Below are 22,205 nucleotides of genomic sequence, written 5' to 3'. Positions count from 1 at the left end.
GGCCGCTTCGGTTGAGTCTCAAACCCCAAGCGCCGACCACCGGCCACGTCGACGGCGGCTGGTGGCCCCGGTCCCGGGATCTGGCCACGGAACTGCCCGCGCTGGCCGCGGCGCTGGACGTCCGGCTGGGACCGGTGCATCGGATGGCGTTCGCCATGACCTCCTGGGGCCCGACGCCGCGTTGTGTCGAGGTCGATGGTCGGCGCGTCCGGTTGGACGGATTCCACTTCCAGGACAAGGACGTTGTGCACGTGCGTGGGCTGGACGGGCGGCGCCTCAGCCTGCTGGTGATCCCGCCGGAGGCGTCCGAGGCCGCCGGCCATGACGCGGTGATGGCCGCTGGTCGACGCGACAACGCCGATAGCCCGGCGACGATCCTGGCCGCGTCCGGTGTCCTGGCCGGCAATCCGATCCCTGACCCTCGTGTGGCTGCCGACGATGCCGAGGACCGCTGGGAGGGCGACGGGGGTCGCGTTGGCCGGCGGAGCTAGCGTGCCGCCGGCGGTGGTGCGGCGGTGGCTGTGATCATCCACAGGTCAGCCCCGTCGCGCGCCCCGGGTCACGTCACGACCGCCGCAGATCTTGAACGTGGCTACTGATAAGGGGTCCACCGGGCGGTGGTGTGGGCTGCGCGAAGGGATCGCAGCCGTAGACGTAGCTCCGCGCCGACCGCCGGATTCAGATAGGCGATGGGCAGCCCGACCGCGGCGAGCTTGAGTTCCCGAAGCTCGCGCAGGACCGGGAACCCCGGCCACGTGGTGATGTCGACGCCGTACGCGTCGACAAGCTGACGATGGACGTCCACCGCGCGTCCGAAGCGCAGCTGGCTGACCGCGAGCGGCACCAAGTCCCATTCCCGGGGCCCGACACACACCGTGTCCAGGTCGCACAGCACCGGTCCGGCCGGTGTCGTGATCATGTTGCCCAGGTGCGCGTCGCCGTGGATCACCCCGGCCGGCAGCGGATAGTCCAACGCGGCCAGCGCGGATTCGACCGCCTCGCAGCGCCGCCACAGGAAGTCGACGTCACCCCGGTCCCACCCATGCGTGGCGGTGATCCTGCTGCGCAGCTCGGCGATCGGGTTCCAGCTCGGGAGGCCGAGACCGGCGGTCCGAAGGTTGTGCAGGCGAGTGAGCAGGTCGCCGAGCTGAACGGCGGTCGGTGTCGCGCCGGTGTCGACGACCTCCTTCCAGAAGCTCACCGCATGCCGATCGAGGTGCACCGGGTTCGATATGCCCAGCAACGGTCTTACCGCCGGTATTCCGTGGGCGGCCAGCATCCGTCCGGCGGACACGGCGGTGTGGGCTCTATGCGCCAGCCCTTCGATCAGCGTGACGCGGACCATGACCCGGTGTCTAACCAGCCGGAACACCGCGTTGTTGACCAGACGGACCAATGCGGCGCCGGCGGGGTCCAACCCGACCTGCCGGCACGCCTGGGTCAGCACCGCCCACGGCGCACGCGGGTCGGACCCTGAGTCCACCGGATAAGTGCTCAACCTGGCTCCCTTTGCTCAGACGTGGGTCGCAGGAGTGGTTCGCCCGCGGCCATGCCGCGTGGAGGCATTCGAGCACCGTGTGTTCGTGATCGGGGATGCCTCCGGAATCGCGCAGGGTCCTGGCGCGGCATGAAGCACGCTGAGAGCGGCGTACTCGACGGACCGTACGGCGCGTCCGGACCCCGATCTACCGCCACTCGGGCACGGCATGGTCCGCACCGGTCGGTGACGACTGACCGGCTGATCCCTGAGGGCAATAGTCCTGGAGCCAATGGAGCACGCCAGGTTCGGAATGCCACCGGCTAACGTGAGGTGCGACGAGCAGTCCGCGTCGACAGCGGACCGCGGGATGGCGAATGTGAGCAGCGACCGCGCCGACCGGGTGGTGGCGGCCATCAACGACCTCGCTCGGGCCGAGGGAACGCCGGTCTCGGTCCGTCACGTGTGCCAGGCCTGTGCCAATGCGCTGCACGCCAGCGGTGTCGCACTGTACGTGATCGGGGATCTCGGACTGGGCGAACCGGTCCACGCCACCAACCCGGTCAGCGAACGTGTCGCCGAGTTGCAGGTCACCCTGGGCGAAGGCCCTGCCGTGCGGGCACTTGCCGACGTTCATCCGGTGGCGGCGCCCGATCTGTCCAACCGCCAGGCCCAACGCGACTGGCCGATCTTCGCAGCGCAGGTGTGGTCCATGGGCATTCGCGCGACGTTCGCGTACCCGCTGGCAATGGGCGCGATCGCGGTGGGCACTCTGGAGATTCATCGGGTTGTCCCGGGTGGATTGTCGGCCGCCGAGCGCATCGACGCGCTGCTGTACGCCGACGTGGCGATGCACCTGATACTCGACCGAGTGCACGACGTCCCCACCCGGGCGGAGCACGAACTGTTCGCCAGCGAGTTCGGGATGCGGTGGGCCGGGGTTCACCAGGCCGCTGGCATGGTTTCGGTGCAACTGGACACCGACCTCGTCACGGCCTTCCTGCGGCTGCGCGCCTATGCTTTCAGCACAGGTCGTCGCCTGTCGGCGGTCGCCGATGACGTGGTCGACCGCAAGCTGCGGTTCGTGCCGGACCCCACCGGCGACGCCGGACCCGAGACCTATCCGTGAAGACTCATTTCGGCGACGGTCTCGAAGACGACGCCGCTCCCGCACGGAGGTGCCGGCGCTCTGGGGGCGCCATGACCGCCCTGACCATCGACCGTCGAGCCGTTGTGCGCCGCCATCGAGCACGGCGACGGTTGACACCCAGTGCGTGCGCGCTGGTGTCCTGTGTTCCCCCAATGTGTGGAAAACCCGAACATTCTCGACTACGGGACCGTTCACGTCGTGGCATCTGGTCTAGGCTCGCTATGTTGTCGTCGACGGCGACCGGTCCGACCGGCTCTGCGGGAGCAGTAGCGGCCACCGGTGCTCGACGCACCACTCTGCCCTGGCCCCCGGCAGCCTTGTCCATCAACCATGACGGCCAGGCTGCGGATCCAACCACCGCCGCAGGGGCTCACTGAACAGACAGCCCGCTCAGGGGTTGCGGTCGTCTCGGCCGGCGACACCTGGGCCACGGCCGGCAGGTAGCGCTCCACGATGCCCTGGAGGCTCAGGCCGATGTCCGCATCCCCGCATGTCAACCGCCCTGGCAACGAACCCGACAGCTGGCTGCAGCGGACGTCAGCCGCTCTCCTCGATTGTTCGGAACCGCTCGATGTCAAGGCCGCTCTGGCGCTGGTCGGCGAGGCGGCGGCCAGGCATCGCTGCGTGCGCACAGCCGGACCACGGACGCCGAGGCCGCCGTACAGTCCGCAGGACGAACGGTTCAGCGAGTTGGTCAACGCGGCCGTCGACCGCGATCCTGTCGCGACGCAACGGGTGTTGGAGACGGTCCGACCGTTCCTGCTGCGGTACTGCCGAGCTCGACTCGGTCGGGTCGATCGGTCGTTCGCATCGGCCGACGATGTGGTTCAAGAGGTGTGCCTCTCGCTGGTCTCGGCCCTGCCCGCATATCAGGAGCGGGGGCAGCCGTTCCTGGCGTTCGTGTACGGCATCGCCAAGCACAAGGTCGCGGACGCGCACCGGGCGGCGGCCCACGACCGGTCGCTGCCGCTGGCCGAGGTGCCGGACCGGCCGGAGACCGCGGCCGGCCCTGAGCAGCAGGTGCTGCAGGCAGAGCTGAAAGTCCTCCTCGACGGGCTGCTCGCGACGCTGACGGACAAGCAACGCGAGATCGTGGTGTTGCGGGTCGTGGCCGGACTGTCGTCGGAGCAGACGGCCGATGCGGTCGGATCCACTCCGGGAGCGGTCCGGGTGGCCCAGCACCGGGCGCTGGCCAGGTTGCGCAAGCTTGCGACGCCACGGGAACCGTAACGCCGTGCGCGGGCCGGCGAGTGGCGCACCCGCGACGCCGGTCAGGCGACCCTGCGGCACTTGTCGACCACCAATGAATCGGGGGCCGGTCAGGCCTGCCGTCACGTGAGTCCACTGCGGATCGCCACGGCTCCGGGCGATGAACATGAGGACACCTACGCTTGTTCTGACGTTTCCGGACAGCTCGCTCCCCGGGAACACGTGGTGAATGCCCCACAGGTGCCCTGTGGGGCATTCACGCAAAGCCTGGCCGTCTCACACGATTGGCTGGTCAAGGACCCTCGCGGAATCGATGAACGGTTGGTCAGCCGGTGCAGTTGGGCACCGCGGGGACGCTGCCGACGCAGTTGTTCGGGGTGTTGGCGGTGATCGGGGTGTTCGTGGTGGTCATGGTGCCGCCCTGGCGGTAGACGCCGCCGGCGGTCAGTAGCGCATGGTTGGTGTTGATGGCGGTTTGGGTGAGGGTGGTCGCGGTGGAGTTGACCGCGGCGATGCCGCCGCCCTGCGCGCTGGTGTTGCCGGTGATGAACAACGGGCTGCCGGAGACGCCGGTGGTGGTCAGTGTGCCGCGCGTGCCGTTGTAGATTCCGCCGCCGTTGAGCAGTGCGCTGTTGTCGGCTACCGGGCTTCGGGTGAACGTGGCGGCGGGCGCGGTGCCGGAGGGGGTGTCGGCGTTGGCCAGACCGCCGCCGTTGAGGGTGGCGGTGTTGCCGGTCAGGCTGCTGTTGGTGAGGGTGACCGCGCCGTGGTTGAGGATCGCGCCGCCGTCGCCGACGGCGCTGCCGTTGGTGAGCGCGACGGATGTGGTGAGGGTGAGGCTGCCGGTGCTGCTGACCTCGGCGATGCGGAAGGGCAGCAGTGAGGTGCGGGTGATGGTGGCGGGGCCGATCATTTCGATGGGGGTGGTGATGACCGGCAATCCGTCGGTGAGGCCGCCGTGGGCGGAGGTCAGATTGTAGGTGCAGCCGCCCGCCAGCACGAGGGTGTCCGCGGCCGAGGTGGTGTTGGCGAGATTGACCGCCGCGACGAGAGCGTTTTCGCTGCAGGCCACCGGGATGGTGATCGCCTGAGCCGTGGCGGCGAGGGTGGCCATGCCGCCGGCCACGAGGGTGGCCCCGAACAAGGCCCGGACAATAACGCGCATACGTCTCATGACGCCTTCATTTCTTGGGATATAAAGGAGTATCCGCGTGGCGCGAGAGTGCGCGGACAGCGCGGCGTGAAAGCGAGAATTCTTGCCTCGTCATCCATGCCCGCGATCGTCGCGGATACATGACTCCACCGAGGTCTTGGGCGTCAAACGCACCCTACCGCGTCTCGACGGTCGCGAGTACCCCAGGCCCCCAGATGGCCCCATCTCGAGCGGTGTTCGCCTAATACGTTGAAAGTGCTCCGGTTCAGTGAGTGGTTGGGCGATGCGGATAGGCGTCGAGGGGGCTCTTTCCGTGCGGTTGTTCGTGCCGTTCCCGCTGATCGGAGAGTCTTTCTCAACAGGGATCCCCGATCGCGAGCAAGATCATATGCGGCGGGGGAGCGGGGATGGGCGCAGAGATGTTTGTCGGTATTCACCCGCGGTGGCCCGTTGTTCTACGGCGCCGCTCTCCATTCGGGTGACCAGCGGTTCCCGTCGGTTGATCACGCGTTCGCGCGGCAGGCCGATGGCGTCGCCACCGTCGATGAGCAGCGCCGGCCGGCGTGCGATGGAGGACAGGTACGGCTACCGTGTCGCAGTGCTGAAGTAGGCGGCGCGGCGTCCAATCCAGCGGTACATGCCGAAGGGCCGCCGCACGGACGGGGTCTTCGCCGCAGCGCGGTAGAAGACCCGTTTGCCGATCTCGATCAGCACCAGGTAGCCGAGGACCATGCCGGCAAGCGCGGCGAAGAACCCGCCGGGCAGTGGTTGGAAGCCCAGTGTGTTGGCCAGCGGCGTGGCGGGAAGGACAGCGCCGACGGCGACCACGCCCAGTGCGGCGAGCGTCAGCGGCAGGCTGGGATGGCTGCGGAAGAACGGGATGCGGCGAGTCCGGATCGCGAAGATCACCAGTGTCTGGGTGGCCAGCGACTCGACGAACCACCCGGAGCGGAACTGCTCCGGTCCGGAGTGGAACACCCACAGCATCACGCCGAAGGTGGCGAAGTCGAACACCGAGCTCAACGGCCCGAAAAAGATCATGAAGCGGCGGATGAACCCGATGTCCCAGTGCGACGGGCGACGCAACTGCTCGGGGTCGACGGTGTCGGTGGGGATCGCGAGCTGGCTGGTGTCGTAGAGCAGGTTGTTGAGCAGGATCTGGGAGGGCAGCATCGGCAGGAAGGACAGGAACAGCGACGCGCCCGCGGCGGAGAACATGTTGCCGAAGTTGCTGGAGGTGCCCATCAGCACGTATTTGATGGTGTTGGCGAAGATCCGTCGCCCTTCGACGACGCCGTCGGCGAGGACGTCGAGGTCCTTGTCCAGCAGGATCACGTCGGCGGCGTCCTTGGCGACGTCGGTGGCCGAGTCGACCGAGATGCCGACGTCGGCGGCGTGCAGGGCGAGGGCGTCATTGACGCCGTCTCCGAGGAACGCGACGCCTCCTCCGCTGGCCCGTTGGGCGCGCACGATGCGGGCTTTGTGCTCGGGGCTGACTCGGGCGAACACCGTCGTGCCCGCGATGGCCGCGGCGAGGTGGGAGTCGTCCATAGCGTCGAGGTCGGCGCCGGTCAGCGCACCACCCTCGATCAGTCCCAGATCGCGGCCGACCTTGACCGCGACGGCGGGATTGTCTCCGGTGACGACCTTCACCGCGATGCCGAGCTCGGCCAGCCGGCGCAGCGCCTTGGCCGCGTCCTGTTTGGGAGGGTCCAGGAAAACCAGTAGGCCCACCAGGTGCAAGTCACGTTCGTCGGCCGGTTCCGGTGGACGCGTGCCGGTGGCGGGACGGATGGCAACAGCGACGACGCGGTTACCCGCGGCGAACTCCGCCGCCAGCGCGTGACGTGTGGCCGCCGGGACGTCGACGCAGCGGTCCAGCACGCTCTCCGGTGCTCCCTTGGTAACCAACGTCAACTCACCGGCCGGGTCGCGGACCAGGGTGGAGACCATGCGGCGCTCGTGATCGAACGGCAACACGGCAACCCGCGCGTAGTCGGCGACCGCGGCCTGTCCGCTCGCGGCGGCCGGGGACTGCCACAACGCCTGATCGAGCGGGTTGCCGCCGACGACATTCTCGGTGCACAACAGACCCCAGCGCAGCACCATGTCAGCCGCATCGTCCTTGACGGGGACGGCGCGCATGTAGGCGATGCGGCCCTGGGTGAGGGTGCCGGTCTTGTCGGTGAACAGCACATCCACATCGCCGAGGTCCTCGATGCACACCAACCGTTTGACCAGCACTTTGAGCCGGCTCATTCGGCGCGACCCGGCCGCGAGACTGGTGGACACCACGGCGGGCAACAGCTGCGGGGTGATGCCGACCGCGATGGCCAGCGAGAACAGCAGCGCGTCGATGATCGGCTTGTGCAGCACCACGTTGATCATGAAGATCGATGTGGTGAGCGAGCCCGCGACGTACACCAACAGCATCGAGAACCGGCGCAGGCCAACCTGGAACGTGGTGTCGAGTTGGTGGGTGCTCAGTCCGGCGGCGATCTTGCCGAACTCGGTGTGTGCCCCCGTGGCCACCACGAGCCCGCGCGCGCCGCCGGCGTGCACCACAGTGCCCATCAGCGCGCATCCGGACAGCTCCGCCAGCGGCGTTCCCGGCGGCACGGCTGCGGTGTTCTTGTCCGCGGGCAACGATTCTCCGGTCAGGATCGACTCATCGCACTGCAGACCGGTCACCGCGATCAGGCGGAGGTCGGCAGGCACGACGTCACCAAGTCGCAGTCCGATCACATCGCCGGGCACGAGCGCGGTGACATCCACGGTGGCCGACCGTCCATCCCGGATCGCCTGTGTTTGATGGCGGATCTGGGAGTGCAGTGCCTCGGCGGCCTTCTCGGCGCGATATTCGTTGACGAAACCCAGGCCGACCGACACCGTGACGATCACGCCGATGATGATCGCGTCGCTGCGCTCGCCGACGAGGTAGGACGCGACGGCCGCTGCGAGCAGCAGTCCCAGCAACGGAGAGCGCAGTTGGTGCCAGAGCACCGGCGCCAGCCGAGCTCGGTGCGAGGACACCGCGTTCGGCCCCCACCGCGCCTGCCGACGCGCGACCTCGGTCTCTGACAATCCCGATTCCGCGGTCACCCCGTGAGCGCGCAACAGGTCCGCGGCGGAGCACGAGGCCGCGGACACGAGCCCGGTCGCGATGGTGATCGGCTGTTGCGCCGCGGACGCCGTCATCGTTTCGGGTTCACTCCACTATTTCGATTTCGCCGTGGTGACACGGGCCGGCCGCTGCGGACGCTCCAGCGCGCGTAGGCGGCATCGACGGCGTGGCGAAGTGTCCTCCAGGACGCAAGCGCCCTCGCTCGTGTGCGGCCGTACGGGGTACGGGTATCGGTGATGCCTCCCGGCTCAGCGTGGCGAACGTCCGCGCCGCCGGGGGCCCGAGCGGTGTCCAGCCGCCAGGACCAGGCATCTGTGGGCATGCTCAGTCCGGCGGGACATCTGTCAGCCTAGACTCGATTACGTGCTTTGAACCCGGCTCGAGCCGGAAATCTCCTGTCGCGCCGAAGCAACGCCTCGGTGGTAGGCTCACCAACACGCCTCGTTCGACGGCACCGGGCTCGACGCACGGTGTCGACCCCGGCCCCGCACGCGCTACGGCCCAGACCATGCTGAGGTCACGACGGCGGTCTCCCCTTCTCGCTGGCACACCGGTGCCGGACATGAGGCCAGCCATGCTCTTTCTCGTCCTCGTCGTCGTAGTCATTCTCTTGTTGTTGGTTGCCGCCAGTCTGCGCATGGTCCAGCAGTACGAGCAGGGCATCGTGTTCCTCGCCCGCGGTGAAAACGTTGGCACGTAAGAATGTCGATGACGGTGCCACCGGCTCCGGTAGCCGACTGACCGAAGGGTCCGGGAGGTGTCCGAGCCGGGCCGCCGTCCGCACCACCGATCGAGGGACCACCGCCGATGGCCGGCACTCCTTGCCGGGCCGAGGAGTCGGCGCTGGCGGAGCAGCAGGCTCGGCAGGATGAGGCCGGCGCAAGTCGAGAGCGAAACCTACGACGTGACAGTGCATCGGCGCATGGTCGGCGAGTGGCCGCCGAGGGCTCTGGTCCACCTGTCGGTGGACGCCGACCGGCTCGCCATCGGCCGGCACGGGCACTCGTGGCACGAGGAGAAACTGCTCGGTTCGGTGAGCGCGTACTGCGTGCGGCACGCGCGGTGCCCGGTCGTGATCATCCCGTCCCGACAGCCCGCTGAGCAGGGCCGCCGGCGTGTCGAATCCGCGACCGGCTGGCGGTCCGTCCGATTTGGACAGAGCAAGGACGGTCGTCCACCCCCGATCAGGAAGGCTTGGACAGTGGACCGCACGACGACGATGAGTGCACTGGCGTCCTCCGCGCCCACCTACGCCGAACGCGACCTCGAACTGGACCTGCGGTGGTGGGCGGCGGCGAACTACCTGACCGTCGCTCAGATCTATCTGAAGGCCAATCCGCTGCTGCGCGAACCGCTTTCTGTCGACGACATCAAGCCACGGCTGCTCGGGCACTGGGGCACCAGCCCTGGCCTTTCGATGATCTACACCTTGCTCAACCGGCTCATCCGCGACACCGGGACGGACTGCGTCTACATCACCGGCCCCGGCCATGGCGGTCCCGCGCTGCTGGCCAACGCCTACCTCGAAGGCACCTACAGCGAGATCTATCCGGACGTCCCCCTCGGCCTGGACGGACTCACCGCGCTGATACGGCAGTTCTCGACGCCCGGCGGCGTGCCCAGCCACGTGAGCGTGCAGACACCGGGCAGCATCCACGAGGGCGGCGAACTCGGCTACGCGCTCGCCCATGCCGCTGGCGCCGCCTTCGACCACCCCGACCTGCTGGTGGCGTGCGTGGTCGGCGACGGTGAGGCCGAAACCGGGCCACTGGCGGCATCCTGGAAGATCCCCGCGTTCCTCAACGCTCGCCGCGACGGCGCGGTGCTGCCGATCCTGCATCTCAACGGCTACAAGATCTCGGGGCCAACCGTGCTCGGCCGCGCCGCGGACGCCGATGTCATCGGCCTGCTCGAGGCACAGGGCTGGGCCCCGGTCGTCGTGGCCGGCGACAACCCGGCGGCCGTGTTCGCCGACCTGCACGACCAACTGGTCGCGGCGCACGCCCGGATCCGTGAGATCCAGTCCCAGGCCCGTATCGCGGGCACGAGAGCACCTGCGCCTGCACGCTGGCCGGCGATCATCCTGCGTACCCCGAAAGGCTGGACCGGTCCGGATGTCGTTGACGGCGTCCAGATCGAGGGCACCTTCCGCGCCCACCAGGTCCCCCTGTCCGGAGTGCGGGAGAACCCCGAGCACCTGCGGAGGCTGGAGCAGTGGCTGCGCTCCTACGCACCGCACACCCTGTTCGACGACGCCGGTCGCCTCGTCCCGGAGCTGGCAGCGCTCGCGCCTGACGGGGACAAGCGCATGTCGGCGACCCCCTATGCCAACGGCGGCCGACTGCTTCGACCGCTGGACATCCCCCCGCTGGCGGCCTACGCGCTGACCGTGCCGACGCCCGGCGTCGAGCGACACGAGAACACCCGACCGCTCGGCGAACTGCTGCGCGACATCTACCGCAACACCATCCGGGAATCCGACGGCGGCGGTGACTTCCGGCTGTTCTGCCCCGACGAGACGGCCAGCAACCGACTGGCCGCCGTCTTCGAGGTCACCGACCGCTGCCTGCAGGCGCCCGTCCTGCCCACCGACGACCACCTCTCACCCGAGGGCCGGGTGATGGAGGTGCTCTCCGAGCACCTGTGCCAGGGCTGGCTGGAGGGCTATCTGCTCTCCGGCCGACACGGCCTGTTCGCCACCTACGAGGCGTTCGCGATGGTGTCCGCGTCCATGCTGATCCAGCACACCAAATGGCTTCAGCACGCCGCCAAGCTGTCGTGGCGGGCGCCGGTGGCTTCGCTCAACGTGCTGCTCACCTCGACCTGCTGGCGCAACGACCACAACGGCTTCTCCCACCAGGGGCCGGGTTTGATCGACACCGCGATTCCGCTGGCCCCCGGCGTGGTGCGGATCTGGCTGCCGCCGGACGCCAACACCACGATCTCGATCGCCGAGCACTGCCTGCGCAGCCGCGACCACGTCAACCTGATCGTGGTCGACAAGCAACCGCACCTGCAGTACCTGACCATGGCGGAGGCCGACGCGCACTGTGCCGCCGGCGCCTCGGTGTGGGACTGGGCCGGCACGGACCACGACGGCGACGAGCCCGACATCGTGCTGGCCGCCGCCGGTGACGTGCCTACCCTGGAGACGTTGGCCGCGGCCAGGCTGCTGCGCGAGCATCTGCCGTACCTGCGGGTCCGAGTGGTCAACGTGGTCGATCTGATGGGCCTGCTGCCACCGGACGACCATCCGCACGGTTTCACCGACGAGAAGTTCGACGAGCTGTTCACCACCGACACCGACGTCGTGTTCGCCTTCCACGGCTACCCGCGCGCGGTGCACGAACTGTTGCACGGCCGCACCAACCCGGGCCGGTTCCACGTGCGGGGCTTCACCGAGCAGGGCACCACCACCACACCTTTCGACATGGTGGTGCTCAACCGGATGAGCCGCTACCACCTCGTCATCGAGGCTCTGCGCCGTACCCGTCGCGTTCCGCAGAACGGCTCGAAGCTCGCCGAGCACTGCCTGACCATGCTGGAGCGCCACCACAGCCACATCCGTGAGCACTTCGAGGACATGCCCGAAATCCAGGACTGGATCTGGACACGATGACCGACACCGATACGGCCGCCGCGGTGGTGCTGACGGTCAACCCGGGCTCCTCAAGCCTGAAGGCCGTGCTGCGCGACCCGGCTCCGTCGGTGACCGTCGAGGTGGAGCGGCTGGGTACCGACCGCGCCTGCTGGACCGAGTCGATCGCCGGCCACGCGCCCACCTCGATGCCGTTCGCCGGTGACCTGCCCGCCGCGATCGCCCAACTCGCCGAACTGGTGACTCGCCGGGACGTCCGGCCCGATGCGGTGGCGCACCGGGTCGTGCACGGCGGCCCGTCGTTCGACCGCGCCACGGTCATCACCGACGCCGTGCGCCAGGAGCTCTCCGGATTGGTGGCGTGGGCGCCGTTGCATCTGCCCGGTGACCTTGCCAGCATCGACGCCGCCCGCGCCGCGTGGCCCGACGTGGTGCACGTCGCCTGCTTCGACACCGCCTTCCACCACACCCAGCCCGACGAGGCCCGCCGCCTGCCGCTGCCCACATGGGTCGATCAACTCGGGCTGCGTCGCTACGGATTCCACGGCCTTTCCGTGCAATCGATCCTCGACGCCGTGCCCGACATCGGCGACGCGACGGTGGCGCACCTGGGCAGTGGCTGCTCCGTGACCGCGGTCCACGACGGGCGGTCGACGCACAACAGCATGTCGCTGACCCCCACGGGCGGCGTCATGTCAGGCACCCGCAGCGGCGACCTGGATCCCGAGATCCCCCTGCTGCTGCTCGATCAGCCCGACGCCACCGCCGACACCGTGCGCGATCTGCTCGACCACCACTCCGGATTGGCCGGTCTCGCGGACGGCGTGCACGACGTGCGTGACCTGCTCGCCGCCCGTGACCATGATCCGGTCGCCGACCTCGCGCTGCGGGTGTTCACCCGGGATGTCGCCATGGCCATCGCCGCCGCGGCCGCCACGGTGCCCCGCTGGGACACCCTCGTGTTCACCGGTGGCATCGGTGAACACGCCCCTGCCGTGTCCGGCGACATCTGCCGCCGCCTGACGGGCCTGCGCCTGGCTGGCCCACGACTGGCGTCTGGAACCGAGCCGTGCGCCGGTATGCGCGAGCTGGCGGCGACCGGCCTGCGAGTCATGGTCGTGCCAGCCGACGAAGCCGCCGTCATGGACCGTGAGACCCGAGCGCTGCTCGCGGCCGTGTCGGACGAGCCTCGGTCGCTCTGGTGTTGACCGAGCGGGGATCACGACGGGTGAACGACGATGAAGTCGGCGGCGGCGCCGGCCAGGTCTGGTTCGTCGCCACCGAACGGCCTACATCTTGGACCGGTTGGTGAGGGCTGGTGTGCCGAGCAGGTCGTGGGTTCCGGTGGTGCCGGCGACGACCGCGCGGGCGACCTCGCTCAGCTTCAGGTTGCGGCTGCGGGCATAGCCCCGCAGTGCGGCGAACGCGCCGCCCATGTCGATGCCGAGGCGTTCCGCGATCAGCCCCTTGGCCTGCTCGATGACGATCCGACTGTTGAGGGCGGTCTGCAGTTGCTCGGTGACGATCTCCTGGTTGCGGATCGCGCGTTCCTGTAGCAGCCCGACAGTGGCCACGTCGGCCAGCGCCGTGGCCGTTCGCAGAGCCTTGTCGGTCAACTCACCGGCGTTGGTGCGGAACAGGTTGAGCGCGCCGATGACCTCGCCGCGCAGCCGCATCGGAAGTGCGTCCACCGCGGCGAACCCGCCGTCGACGGCCGCCGCGGCGAACCGCGGCCACCGCCCGCCCGCGACGGCCAGGTCCGGATGGCTGACCCGGGTGCCGGTCCGGAAGGCGTCCAGACACGGGCCTTGGTCGCTCTGCAACTGGAACAGCTCCAGCAGCCGGACCTGTTCGTCGGAGTTGGCGATCAGCCGCAGTCGGCCGTTCTGGTCGGCCAGCAGCAGCCCGGCCGCGTCGACGTCCAGCAGTTCGACGCACCGGTCCACCAGCAGGTGCATGAAGTCGATCACGTCGAAGTCGTCGGTCAGGGTGTCCGCGAGTTCGACGAAGGTTTCCAGGAGACGGTCGTCGTCTATCGGTCTCACCTCCATCGGTTCGCTCAGCGTAGTGCCGTTGTGGTCACGTCGTGTCTTCCGTCGGTTCGAAGCGCAGCCTGCGGGCGACCACGTCGGCGGCCAGCTCCGCCAGCGGCCGCTGACCGGCGAACGCCCGCGCCCGCAGCCGGGCGAAAGCCTCCTCCATCCCCACGCCGAGCTGACCGGAGATCATCCCGGTGGCCTGGTGCACCTGCGGATCGTGCAGCGGCAGGCCGTCGGCGCGATCGGCCGAGCCGGCACGCCGGTCGGCCTGCTCATCCAACAGCAGTCTCAGCGCGAGTCCCGCCAACGCCAGCGCGTCGGTCAGCTTCGCCGGCTCCAACGACCCGGCCTGTGCTCGATGCAGTGCCAGCACTCCAGCCCGGATCGCACCGACACACAACGGAAACGCGAACAGCGCGTGGGCGCCGGCGTCGACCGCCAGCGGCGTGAACAACGGCCAGCGGAGCTGCGTGCCCGGGGCGTCGAGATCAGTGACGAGCACCGGACCGCCGCCGCGTTCCGCGTCCACGCACGGCCCCTCGCCGACGGTGAGCTGCAACTCCGCCAGGCCCGCGCCCAACGCGTCGGTGGCATACCGTGTTTCGGGCCAACCGGAACCAGGATCCACCGTCAGGGTGGCCCCGCTGACGTCAAGCCTGTCGACGGCGGTCTCACACAGCAGGCCGATCGACACCGGCTCCCCGAGAGCGGCCGCGTGGTCGGCGACCCACGAACCCGCCCGCGCGAGCGGGTTGGCACCACCGTGGCCTGACATGGCAATCGCCTGGCTTTCGGACCAGTGGCGGTGACACACCTGAGCCGTCGACACCCGAGGCCCGGGGTTCATCGCCATCACTTCCGGTCAGCGGCAGTCGGCCAGGGCGCAGCTGACCGAGGGCAGCACGTGGAACACGTCGAGGAGGCCGGAGAGCTCCATCGGGCGTAGGACGGCACGACACTGGACGGCGAGGCACAGGCGCACCTGGCAGGCACGGGCCACCTCCCGCGCTTCCACCAGCATCTGCAACCCGCCACAGGAGAAGAAACTCACGCCGTTCAGGTCGACCACCACGGCGGTCGTGGCCCCCATGACCGCGCGCATCAGTTCGACCTTCACCGGGGAGATGGTCATCATGTCCACCGCACCGGCGACACGCACCACCGACACGTCACCGACGCGTCCGACATCGACGATGATCGCGGGCAGGCCGGACCGTGCCCAGGCGGGGATGGGGAGTAGCTGATCGACGGACATGGCGGGTGCTCCTCTTGTCGCTGCCGACACGAGGAACATCCCTGTAGTTGGCGAATGCCGACGACCGAGCCCCGTGTGGCAGGGTCTCGACCGAACTCCAACATTATTCCCACGGCGACCCGTCCACAACCGCTGATCGACGGATCTGGCAGGACGCCCTGTTCGAGTGACTGGTCCTCACCAGCTCAGGTCGACCGCAAGGGACACGGCGCCAACAAGTCCATTCGGGACTGTCGGCGCCGGGCGCGGCGCCGGTCACCGCTGCGCTCGCCGGGCCGGGCGCTCACCGCCTGCCATGATCGCGGTGAGGTCGGCGGTTCCGTTGGCCACGGTGAAGGCCAACGCGGACAGACGAAGGTTGTGCGAGCGGGCGTAACCGCGGAGCGCGGTGAAGGCGTGGTCCATGTCCACGCCGGCGTGCGCGGACAGCACGCCCTTGGCCTGCTCGATGACCACGCGGGAGTTCAGCGCGGTCTGGAGTTGTTCGACCAGGACCGTATTGTCGTCGATGGCCCGTTGTTGCAGCATGCCGATCGTGGCCACGTCAGCAAGGGCCTGACCGAGCTGCACGCTGGCCGGGTCCACGCCGTTCGGCTCGGCCTTGAACAGGTTCAACGCCCCGATCACATTGCGGCGCAACCGCATCGGCACCGCGTGCGTCGCGACGAACCCCGCGGCGACGGCGGCCGGGGCGAACCGGGGCCAGCGAGCCTCGTCGGCGGCCAGATTCGCGCTGTAGACGGGCAGACCGGTGCGGACACAGTCCAGGCACGGCCCATCGTCGGTCTGCACTGCGAACAGCTCGACCAACCTGGCCTGCTCGGAGGAGGCCGCGGCCATCCGCAGCGCCCCTCGGTGATCGGACAGCACGACGCCGGCCGCGGCGACATCGAGCAACTCGACGCACCGCTCGACGAGCATGCTCAGGAACTCCAGCATGTCGAAGTCATCGACCAGGGTGTCCGCCAGTTCGACGAACACCCGTGCCAGCCGCTGTTCGTGATGGTCGTTCACCCGTGCTCCCTTCGCATCGCGTTGCTGTTCAGTTCTCGGTGTCCAGTAGCAGGCTGCGGTCGACGATCCGCCGGGCCACCACCGCGACGGCCAGTTCGTGGACGTAGGCATAGGCCCGGATCCGCAGCAGCGCCGCCTGCACGCTGATGCCCAGCTGGTAGCTGACCACACCGGTGGCCTGATGGACCTCGGCGTGGATGTCGGAGATCCAGCCCACGTCGTCGGGAGCGCGCCCGGCGACCTCGGCCAGCAGCGCTTCGAATGCCATCTCGGCCAGCAGCAGCCCGCAGGCGACGTGGTCGGGGCTGAGGGGGCCGGGCGTGGTGCGGTGGCAGTCCAGCGAGCCCAGGGCGATGGCCCCCAGGGTCAGTGGGAACGCGAACAGGGCGGCGGCGCCGATGTGCTGGGCGTCGGGGCAGAAGGCCGGCCAGCGGGCGCGGGCCGCGGCCAGGTCGGGCACCAGCACCGGGGCGCCGGAGGTGACCGCGGTCAGCCCCGGGCCTTCGCCGACGGTCAACTGGAGGTCTTCCAGTCGAGCGGCGACGGGGTCGCTGGCATGCACCAGGCGCTGTTGGGCCTGCGCGGTGCCGGCCCGGCTGACCAGCGTCACGCCGGCCCCGTCGACCTGGAGTTCCAGCACCGCCACCGAGCAGATCCGGGTCAACGCGCCGATGCTGTGGTCGCCGTTGACCGCGAGCAGCGCGTGCAGCCGCTGCCGATGGTTCTCGATCACGACACCGCCAGTCCGGCCGCGGTGAAAGGTTGCCGGCGCTCACAGCGTCCACCGACCCGTCTCGTCACTGGCCGCTGTCGGCGAAGGCCAGGAGATCCGGCGGCAGGGTGACCGTGGGCGGCCGGCGCACCGTCGATCTCAACGTACCCAGGTATCCGCAGGTCGGAGCCTCATTCGTGGTCGGTTGCCGCTGTACGGCCGCCGCCGGGGGCAACGCCGTGGCGCTCATCTGCACCTCCTGATCACACCGGGGCGAGCCACCAGTGGTCTGGGGTGGTCGGATGACACGATGTCGTAGGCGACGCGGCCACACGCCGCGTCTGTCACCAACACTCCCACAGTGGTGCCTGAGCGGGAACGAGCCGGGCCGAACGCCACTCAATCTTCATCACAGTGGACCCGTTGGAATGAGGAGCGGCGGCTCAGCCATCCAGGACCGCGGCCGCCGCCTGGGCCGAAACGCCGTAGCACGCGGCGCAGAGGATCTCGCCGGTTGCGGTGTGGGTCGCGACGAGCACGCTGTGGCCCGAGCGGTCGCACGCCGCGCAACGGACGACCACCGGGAACAGCAGGCTGTGCAGCGTCGATCCGTGCAGTGGCGGATAGGAGAACAGCACCGGCAGGTCGTCGATGCCGACGCCATCGGGTCCCGGGACCGGTGACCGCTGCGACGGGACTTGACTGACGATCATGACCGCTCCTCCGACGTCCACCGGCGCCACCAGGGGCTGGAGCAGCATCAACCAACCCGGTCGACGTTACGGCATTCCGCCCGGTCCGGCGACGCGTGCTCGCCGGGTGGCCGGGTGCACGACGAGGACCGGGCACGGGGCGTGGTGCAACGCCGTCTTCGTGACGACGCCCGGATTCGACGGCCGACCGGCGGATTGACCCCGACCGAGCACGATCAGGTCGGAACCGTCGCTGTTGGCGATCACCTCGTGGGGCAGAGTCCGCACCGTGGTCACCGTGGTCCGCAGCCGCAGGGTCGCGATCCGCACCTTCTCGGCGAACACGCAGTCGTCCATGGCGGTGGGCGGCTCCGCGTGCACGACCTCCATCCGCGAGTGATGGGAGGTCGCCATGGCGGCCGCGTGTGCCACGACGGTCTCGTCGTCCACGCCGCCGCTGACCATCGCGGTGACGCACCGGTTCTCGCCGCGTTGGGCTGTGCCCCGGCCACGTACGACAAGCACGTCGCAGTGCGCCGCCGCAACCGTGGGCAGCACCGCCTCGCCGAGACCCAGCAGCCGATGCCGGTGACCCCGGCAGCCCATCACCACCAGGTCGCTGGTCGCACTCGCGTCCGCCAACGTCGACACCGGGTCGTCGGTCGCTGGGTGTAGCACCCGCAGCCGGGCGCCGCGCAGCCGTGCGTGTTCCGTTCCCCAGGACAGCGCGCGGTCGCCCCAGTACGAGCCGTCGGTGCCGACGGTGACACGTTCCGGCGCCGTGCCGGCGCGGACCTGACTTGTCATGGCTGGCTCATCTCCTCGTGTCTGGTTGCCGCATTCGCCGTGTGGCAGGCGCGATCATTTTCCCTCGGCCCAGCAACGATCGCCGGCCTGGTCACCCGTCAGCAGATCATCCTCGCCAGGCAGGAATGTCTGGACGAGCTGGAGCGGCGGGACCGCCCCGGCTTCGCGCGTCGGCCGGCCAGCGCCGCCCGTGCCGGCAGCGATCCCCGCCCGTACCTCAGTCCCGGTGGCTGACGTGCGATGGTCGGCCCTGCCGTCAGCGAGCGACGCTCAACTCGTTGGTGACGTTGGTGACTCCCGGCGTGAACCAGGCCGCGTGCTCGGCCTGCCGCCGTTCGGCGAGCGAGGACACGGAGCCGGTCAATCTGATCTTGCTGCCGGTGACGTCGATGTGGATGCGTCGCGCGTTCACCTGTGCGTCGCGCACCAGGGCCGCGGTGATCCGGGTCTTGGCGTCCGGCCCAGAGACCTCGACGGTCGGCTTGAGAGTGATCATGTTGTGCACGCCGGTCACGCCGGGCAGCGCGGTCACGGCCTGCTGGGCGGCCTCACGCTGGTACTGCCAGGTCACCACGCCGGACAAGGTGATCACGTGATCGTGCACGCTGGTCTGTACGGAGCCGCGCGGCAGGATCACGGTCAGATGGTCGAACACGGTCGCTGCCTCGCGGGCGAGGTCGCTGTCGTCGGGCATGTCCGAGGTGTGCCGCACCACCATCTCGTCGGCCACGGCCACGACGCCGTGTACCCGCATCGCCGCGTGCAGTGCGGCCTCGTGCTCGGGATAGGAACGCACGTCACCCGACAGCGTCACGGCGCCGTCGGTGATCGCCACGTCGATCCGGTCGGCGTCAACGCTCGCGGTCCACGCGAGCTCGTCCATGATCGCGGTCTTGAGCTGGCTGTCGTTCTGTAGCTGGGTGAACGTCATGTCCCCATCCTGTTCTCGATGCCGGGCCTATCCCGGAGGCCTGCGCCTCCCCGGCACGGACCGTTCACGCGTCGGCGGCCCACGCGGCGTCCAGTTCAACGACGACATGGTTCACCGAGCCGGCTCGCGTGACGGTGCTGGGCCGGCCGCAGTCGCGCAGCACCCGCAGCATCGCGGTGTTCTCGACGAGCACCTCTGCCGTGAATCGCCGCAGCCCGGCCGCTTGCGCCAAGGACACCAGGTCCCGCAACAGAATCGTGCCGATGCCCTGGGTCTGCGCGCGGTGCGCCACGACAACGGCGATGTCTGCCGAGACCGAGTTCGAGGCCACCTCGTAGCTGGCCACGCCGACGAGTCGGTCGTCGACGAACGCGCCGATGGCCGCCCGGCGCGCGACGTCGCTGACCAGTCGGTCGACGAACTGTGGCAGGCGGGCGGGCCGAAGTGTGAAGAATCGGAGGTAGGTGTCGCGCTCGGAGAGGTCGTCGTGCAGTTCGCGCACGGCGGGGCCGTCCGCCGTGCGCAGTTGGCGGACCATCGGGACGGGGTTCATCGGGACGGCTCGTGCCGGCGGGCGCTGACCTCGACCGAGCCGACGCCGGCGACCGCCTCGGCGATGACCCTGGCGACGTGACGGTCGGTCGCGTCATCCAGGCCGTCGACGATGGTGACGGCGCCGTCGTGCACCGACACGGTCCAGTGGTCACGGCCACGGTAGGCGGCCAGATGGGACCGCACGGCCGCCGCGATCGACATGTCGTCCCTGGCGACCAGTTTCAGCAGGTCGTGCCGGGTGAGTACGCCGATGACGCCCATGGCGTCCACGACGGGGACGCTGCGGACCTGGGCGGCGAGCATCGTCCGGGCGACGTCGCGGACGTCGGTGTCCGGCGTGACACTGACGGCGGGCTTGGTCATCACCTGGTCGACGGTGGCAGCGGGCTTGCTCGCCGGGGGATCGACCAAGGGCTCCGCTTCCCGCCAGATGCGGCTGCGGCCGTCCGGCAGGATGCGGTCGCCCACCAGGTCGGTCTCGGTGACCATGCCGAGCAGCCGTCCGTTGCCGTCGACCACGGGCGCGCCGGTGAACCCGTTGGCCGACAGTATTTTCGCCGCCTCCCGCACCGACCGCTCGGGGTGCAGAGTCACCGCGGGGCTGCTCATCACGTCCTGTGCTCTCACGTCAGTTCCTCACAGCCCTGCCGTCGCGGGCATCGTCCTGGTTCCCGGGCCGGGTGACCGTCTGGCGCGGTGCGGACCCGGCGCGGCCATGTCCGTGTTCGGTCAGTTCTGTTCATCGACGGTTGTCGCATCGGGGCTCCGGACGCCCATGTCACGAGTCGCGCGCATCCCACACCTCCTGATCACACCGGAAACGGGCCATCAGGGTCTCGGATGGTCGGACACCTCACCGTCGCACAGTTCGGCGAGGCACGAAAGTGCCTGGCGAACCGGATATTCGGGTGGTCATCGGCCCGTACCGCCCGGCCGCGGTCGGCCGGACGGATCCCGTCGTCGGCAGGGTTTACTGGACCGAACCCGGGGTGGGCACGGCCCGGTCGTACTCCCCGGCGCCGTTGGCGATGCGCGGCGTGGGCGCCGTCGTCTGCCCGGCCTGGCTCGCGGCCGCGGTCTCGCGGGCGAGGAACGAGCCGAGCTCGCCGATGGTGCTCATCAGCGGGGCGGGGAACACGACGGTGGTGTTCTTGTCCACGCCGATCTCGACCAGGCTCTGCAGGTTGCGCAGTTGCAGCGCGAGTGGGTGGGCGACCATGACGTCGCTGGCCTCGCCGAGCGCGGCGGCCGCGAGCAACTCGCCCTCGGCGTTGATGATCTTGGCGCGCTTCTCCCGCTCGGCCTCGGCCTGGCGGGCCATCGCGCGCTTCATGGTGTCGGGCAGCTGGATGTCCTTGAGCTCAACCAGGGTGACCTCGACGCCCCAGTCCAGGGTGGCGACGTCGAGGATCTTGCGGATGTCGAGGTTGATCTTGTCGGTCTCCGACAGCGTCTGGTCCAGGGTGTGCTGGCCGACGACCTTGCGCAGGGTGGTCTGGGCGATCTGGTCGATGGCCGCGTCGACGTTCTCGATCGCCACGACGGACTTCACCGGGTCGACGACCCGGAAGTAGGCGACGGCGGAGACGTCGACGCTGACGTTGTCGCGGGTGATGATGCCCTGGGACTGGATCGGCATCGTGATGATCCGCAGCGCCACCCGGCGCAGCACGTCGACGAACGGGATGATCACGCGCAGGCCCGGTTCGCGGGTGCCCTGCACCCGGCCGAAGCGGAACAACACGCCCCGCTCGTACTGTTTGATGATCTTCAGCGCGGTCGCCAGCAAGATCAGCGCGACGACGACGACAAGGACGATGATGACAACGTTCATGGTGTGCCTCGTTGTGGTGTAGGAGAAATCAGGACGGTCAGTCGCGTCGCCGGCGGGTGGCGCAGACCGCCGCCTCGGTGCGGTGGGCGAAGCCCAGCTTGTGCGGGACCGACGAGACGTCGTTCTTCACCGTCTTCCCGGCCAGGTGCAGCTGCCCGGCGATCAGCTCCAGGATGCGGCGTTCCTGCGGCTCAGCGACGCGTAGCGCGGGTCCTGCGCGCCGCCACGACGTCGCAGCCGGGCGAGCACGGTGGCCGCGACTCCCGGGGCCAGCAGCGACTCGCCGCCGGCGACCGCGCGCACAGTGCCGGTCAGCTCGGTGCCCGTCACCTGCTTGAGCAGATGGCCCGCCGCGCCGGCCATCAGACAGGTCGGTGGCGGCTCGATAGACGACCGGATCTCCGACAGACGCTCACACCGTGTCCGTCGGGCAACCGCACGTCGAGGATCGCCACATCTGGACGCGGCTTGGGGATCCGCGCCAGCGCCTGGGCCGCGGTCGCCGCCTCGCCGACGACGAGGATGTCCGGCTCGGTGTCGAGCAACGGCAAGATACCGCGTCGAACCACCTCGTGGTCGGCGAACAGGAACACGGAGATGACCATCGGCTGACCTCCGTCCGGCCGCAGCCGACGCGGCGTCGCTGGGTTCGACT

The 22,205-nt window shown here is 69.3% G+C and carries 20 protein-coding genes and 1 pseudogene; 6 read left to right on the top strand and 15 right to left on the bottom strand.

Annotated elements, in window-relative coordinates:
- The first annotated feature begins 11 nt into the window (after positions 1–11).
- Positions 12–491 carry a DUF5994 family protein gene (locus KUTG_RS12370; protein ID WP_043716885.1) on the top strand — a complete coding sequence of 160 codons (480 nt, stop codon included), beginning with the start codon at positions 12–14 and terminating at the stop codon, positions 489–491.
- A 101-nt stretch (positions 492–592) separates the two neighbouring features.
- Here the strand turns inward: KUTG_RS12370 and KUTG_RS12365 are convergent, their stop codons facing one another.
- On the bottom strand, positions 593–1,498 hold the full coding sequence (locus KUTG_RS12365) for a phosphotransferase enzyme family protein (RefSeq protein ID WP_232240775.1): 906 nt from the start codon (positions 1,496–1,498) through the stop codon (positions 593–595).
- Between the two features lie 562 nt (positions 1,499–2,060).
- Between KUTG_RS12365 and KUTG_RS12360 the strand changes: the two genes are divergently transcribed.
- Both KUTG_RS12360 and shbA read left to right on the top strand, forming a co-directional pair.
- Positions 2,061–2,606, top strand: a complete 546-nt coding sequence (locus KUTG_RS12360; RefSeq protein ID WP_198047126.1) for an ANTAR domain-containing protein — start codon at positions 2,061–2,063, stop codon at positions 2,604–2,606.
- A 645-nt stretch (positions 2,607–3,251) separates the two neighbouring features.
- The gene (gene shbA, locus KUTG_RS12355; RefSeq protein WP_369794455.1) at positions 3,252–3,857 is read left to right on the top strand and encodes an RNA polymerase sigma factor ShbA; all 606 of its coding nucleotides are present in this window, start codon (positions 3,252–3,254) and stop codon (positions 3,855–3,857) included.
- Between the two features lie 304 nt (positions 3,858–4,161).
- Here the strand turns inward: shbA and KUTG_RS12350 are convergent, their stop codons facing one another.
- Positions 4,162–5,010 (bottom strand): hypothetical protein, encoded by an 849-nt coding sequence (locus tag KUTG_RS12350; protein WP_157494495.1) that lies wholly within the window; start codon positions 5,008–5,010, stop codon positions 4,162–4,164.
- Between the two features lie 564 nt (positions 5,011–5,574).
- The gene (gene mgtA / locus KUTG_RS12345) at positions 5,575–8,187 is read right to left on the bottom strand and encodes a magnesium-translocating P-type ATPase (RefSeq protein WP_043716881.1); all 2,613 of its coding nucleotides are present in this window, start codon (positions 8,185–8,187) and stop codon (positions 5,575–5,577) included.
- 500 nt (positions 8,188–8,687) lie between these two features.
- Between mgtA and KUTG_RS65175 the strand changes: the two genes are divergently transcribed.
- The 3 genes from KUTG_RS65175 (at position 8,688) to KUTG_RS12335 (ending at position 12,919) form a co-directional block, all read left to right on the top strand.
- Positions 8,688–8,813 (top strand): hypothetical protein, encoded by a 126-nt coding sequence (locus KUTG_RS65175; RefSeq protein ID WP_255360868.1) that lies wholly within the window; start codon positions 8,688–8,690, stop codon positions 8,811–8,813.
- Positions 8,814–8,981: 168 nt separating this feature from the next.
- Complete coding sequence (locus tag KUTG_RS12340; protein ID WP_084579242.1) at positions 8,982–11,732, top strand: phosphoketolase; 2,751 nt, start codon at positions 8,982–8,984, stop codon at positions 11,730–11,732.
- A complete protein-coding gene (locus KUTG_RS12335; protein ID WP_043716879.1) occupies positions 11,729–12,919 on the top strand; it encodes an acetate/propionate family kinase in 1,191 nt (396 codons plus the stop codon). The genes KUTG_RS12340 and KUTG_RS12335 overlap by 4 nt, the downstream gene beginning before the upstream one ends.
- Positions 12,920–13,000: 81 nt before the next feature.
- Here KUTG_RS12335 and KUTG_RS12330 read toward each other — a convergent pair whose 3' ends face one another.
- From KUTG_RS12330 to KUTG_RS12275, 12 genes and pseudogenes are all read right to left on the bottom strand, one after another.
- Positions 13,001–13,762 carry a GAF and ANTAR domain-containing protein gene (locus KUTG_RS12330; protein ID WP_198047125.1) on the bottom strand — a complete coding sequence of 254 codons (762 nt, stop codon included), beginning with the start codon at positions 13,760–13,762 and terminating at the stop codon, positions 13,001–13,003.
- Positions 13,763–13,790: 28 nt separating this feature from the next.
- Positions 13,791–14,525 (bottom strand): ANTAR domain-containing protein, encoded by a 735-nt coding sequence (locus KUTG_RS12325; RefSeq protein ID WP_043716877.1) that lies wholly within the window; start codon positions 14,523–14,525, stop codon positions 13,791–13,793.
- An 87-nt stretch (positions 14,526–14,612) separates the two neighbouring features.
- Entirely contained in the window at positions 14,613–15,005 is a 393-nt protein-coding gene (locus KUTG_RS53325) for an STAS domain-containing protein (RefSeq protein ID WP_052394385.1), read from the bottom strand.
- Between the two features lie 255 nt (positions 15,006–15,260).
- A complete protein-coding gene (locus KUTG_RS12315; RefSeq protein WP_043716874.1) occupies positions 15,261–16,019 on the bottom strand; it encodes a GAF and ANTAR domain-containing protein in 759 nt (252 codons plus the stop codon).
- Between the two features lie 28 nt (positions 16,020–16,047).
- Positions 16,048–16,752: a GAF and ANTAR domain-containing protein gene (locus KUTG_RS12310; RefSeq protein WP_043716872.1), complete on the bottom strand. Its 705-nt coding sequence runs from the start codon at positions 16,750–16,752 to the stop codon at positions 16,048–16,050.
- A gap of 422 nt (positions 16,753–17,174) precedes the next feature.
- Entirely contained in the window at positions 17,175–17,444 is a 270-nt protein-coding gene (locus KUTG_RS12305; RefSeq protein ID WP_157494492.1) for a hypothetical protein, read from the bottom strand.
- Positions 17,445–17,510: 66 nt separating this feature from the next.
- Positions 17,511–18,230, bottom strand: a complete 720-nt coding sequence (locus tag KUTG_RS12300) for a universal stress protein (protein WP_043716868.1) — start codon at positions 18,228–18,230, stop codon at positions 17,511–17,513.
- Between the two features lie 256 nt (positions 18,231–18,486).
- Positions 18,487–19,161, bottom strand: a complete 675-nt coding sequence (locus KUTG_RS12295; protein ID WP_043716867.1) for a BON domain-containing protein — start codon at positions 19,159–19,161, stop codon at positions 18,487–18,489.
- A 64-nt stretch (positions 19,162–19,225) separates the two neighbouring features.
- Positions 19,226–19,714 carry a GNAT family N-acetyltransferase gene (locus tag KUTG_RS12290; protein ID WP_043716863.1) on the bottom strand — a complete coding sequence of 163 codons (489 nt, stop codon included), beginning with the start codon at positions 19,712–19,714 and terminating at the stop codon, positions 19,226–19,228.
- A complete protein-coding gene (locus KUTG_RS12285; protein WP_043716862.1) occupies positions 19,711–20,343 on the bottom strand; it encodes a CBS domain-containing protein in 633 nt (210 codons plus the stop codon). Before KUTG_RS12285 ends, KUTG_RS12290 begins: the two co-directional genes overlap by 4 nt.
- A gap of 343 nt (positions 20,344–20,686) precedes the next feature.
- Positions 20,687–21,550 carry a slipin family protein gene (locus KUTG_RS12280; RefSeq protein ID WP_052394383.1) on the bottom strand — a complete coding sequence of 288 codons (864 nt, stop codon included), beginning with the start codon at positions 21,548–21,550 and terminating at the stop codon, positions 20,687–20,689.
- A gap of 37 nt (positions 21,551–21,587) precedes the next feature.
- A pseudogene (locus tag KUTG_RS12275) lies at positions 21,588–22,155 on the bottom strand (response regulator).
- Between the last annotated feature and the right edge of the window lie 50 nt (positions 22,156–22,205).

Source organism: Kutzneria sp. 744 (assembly GCF_000568255.1).
In the GTDB taxonomy this organism is placed as follows: Bacteria; Actinomycetota; Actinomycetes; order Mycobacteriales; family Pseudonocardiaceae; genus Kutzneria.
The sequence above is the reverse complement of the archived record's forward strand: the minus strand, read 5'-3'. Positions and strand labels throughout refer to the sequence as shown.

Excerpts from the sequence above, each read along its gene's own strand:
- KUTG_RS12325 (WP_043716877.1), bottom strand. The coding sequence starts at position 14,525 with ATGTCAGGCCACGGTGGTGCCAACCCGCTCGCGCGGGCGGGTTCGTGG.
- KUTG_RS12295 (WP_043716867.1), bottom strand. The coding sequence starts at position 19,161 with ATGACGTTCACCCAGCTACAGAACGACAGCCAGCTCAAGACCGCGATC.
- KUTG_RS12335 (WP_043716879.1), top strand. The coding sequence starts at position 11,729 with ATGACCGACACCGATACGGCCGCCGCGGTGGTGCTGACGGTCAACCCG.
- KUTG_RS12350 (WP_157494495.1), bottom strand. The coding sequence starts at position 5,010 with ATGAGACGTATGCGCGTTATTGTCCGGGCCTTGTTCGGGGCCACCCTC.
- KUTG_RS12300 (WP_043716868.1), bottom strand. The coding sequence starts at position 18,230 with ATGACAAGTCAGGTCCGCGCCGGCACGGCGCCGGAACGTGTCACCGTC.
- KUTG_RS12305 (WP_157494492.1), bottom strand. The coding sequence starts at position 17,444 with ATGATCGTCAGTCAAGTCCCGTCGCAGCGGTCACCGGTCCCGGGACCC.
- KUTG_RS12340 (WP_084579242.1), top strand. The coding sequence starts at position 8,982 with ATGAGGCCGGCGCAAGTCGAGAGCGAAACCTACGACGTGACAGTGCAT.
- KUTG_RS12280 (WP_052394383.1), bottom strand. The coding sequence starts at position 21,550 with ATGAACGTTGTCATCATCGTCCTTGTCGTCGTCGTCGCGCTGATCTTG.
- KUTG_RS12330 (WP_198047125.1), bottom strand. The coding sequence starts at position 13,762 with ATGGAGGTGAGACCGATAGACGACGACCGTCTCCTGGAAACCTTCGTC.
- KUTG_RS53325 (WP_052394385.1), bottom strand. The coding sequence starts at position 15,005 with ATGTCCGTCGATCAGCTACTCCCCATCCCCGCCTGGGCACGGTCCGGC.
- KUTG_RS65175 (WP_255360868.1), top strand. The coding sequence starts at position 8,688 with ATGCTCTTTCTCGTCCTCGTCGTCGTAGTCATTCTCTTGTTGTTGGTT.
- KUTG_RS12290 (WP_043716863.1), bottom strand. The coding sequence starts at position 19,714 with ATGAACCCCGTCCCGATGGTCCGCCAACTGCGCACGGCGGACGGCCCC.
- mgtA (WP_043716881.1), bottom strand. The coding sequence starts at position 8,187 with ATGACGGCGTCCGCGGCGCAACAGCCGATCACCATCGCGACCGGGCTC.